Origin of the sequence: Bacteroides sp. AM54-2NS, from assembly GCF_003602935.1 — a bacterium.
Lineage (GTDB): Bacteria > Bacteroidota > Bacteroidia > Bacteroidales > Bacteroidaceae > Bacteroides > Bacteroides xylanisolvens.
In genome coordinates this window covers 1-1,129 of record NZ_QTMZ01000131.1, presented here as the reverse complement: position 1 = coordinate 1,129, position 1,129 = coordinate 1, and the positions used below count along the sequence as shown (strand labels likewise).

1 protein-coding gene is annotated in these 1,129 nt (G+C 36.8%); it reads right to left on the bottom strand.

What is annotated here, in order from left to right; translation table 11 throughout:
* Positions 1-86: 86 nt before the first annotated feature.
* Positions 87-1,129, bottom strand: a 1,043-nt coding sequence (locus DXA05_RS26685; RefSeq protein ID WP_165861579.1) for a hypothetical protein, incomplete at its 5' end; no start/stop codon positions are given.

Below are 1,129 nucleotides of genomic sequence, written 5' to 3'. Positions count from 1 at the left end.
TTGCATCCTTATCTTCCAAATTATTAATGAATGCTTCGGGGTCTTTCCAAAACTCCTCTCTTGATAGTCCATATCTATCAAGCACTTTATTGATTCCTTCCATCCAATATTCTGCTGTTATCATATTCATTCATTTTAGATATAGTTACCGGAGTACCAATTATAGTTGACCACTTCGACAACCATTTGGCAGCTTCCTTCCAATCTACAATAGATTTAAAGAACTCTGTCATGTTATTATCCATTCCTGTATCTTTAATGTAATTCTTAGCTGCATACCTTAACATGTCCTCTGTAATCTCTTGGTCTGGAGATGATAGTCCGTAGTAGTCTTTAATCTGTGTACCTCTACCAGTTAACTCTGTGCCATTCCTTGCACTAAAGTAGCCAGACAAGTCCGTTAAACTAGTATCAAATCCTTTAGGAGCCTCTCCTGGTATATGAATGGCGTGGTCCATTTCATGGCTAACTGTCCTACGTATATTATTATCTCCAAAGTCACTAGCAACTCTAGATAACCCACTCCTTCCTACATAGATGTTTCCCGTACTAGAAGTGGCAAATATCATGTTGTCATTTAACAACCCTCTTGACTTCATATATGATTCACCAGTAGGTAACTTATTAGTACTAGCATTAATGAAATCATCAGATACTTTGCCTATAGTTTCCAAAGGTGCTTTATCATAATAATGTATCTTAGGGTACATTGAGTTGCTCTTATAAGCCCAATTATAATTACCAGCATTAAAATACCTCTGACCGTTTACTGTTTCTGGTAGTCTGTCAAATCCTCCATTAGCCAACCTAGTTGCATGTAATTCTATAGGGTCAGCTGGTGAATTAGGAGTAACATAGTCAGGCAGTTTAAAATTGTTATCTTTAAACTCGTATGTTCCGTCTGGAATATTATTAGCCCTTATACGTCCTATTTCATTATTAATACTCTTAACTTTAGGATTACCCTTATTTACAGCTTCGTCAATAGCCTTACTAATTACTCTAGCTCTAGCCCATTTGTTACCACCAACAGCCATATCTTTTACTGGCTTTAACTTAGGTCCAAAGTTACGCATTCCAAATCCACCTGCCAAATTACCTATGTTAAAGAAATCTGCAACTACCGGAT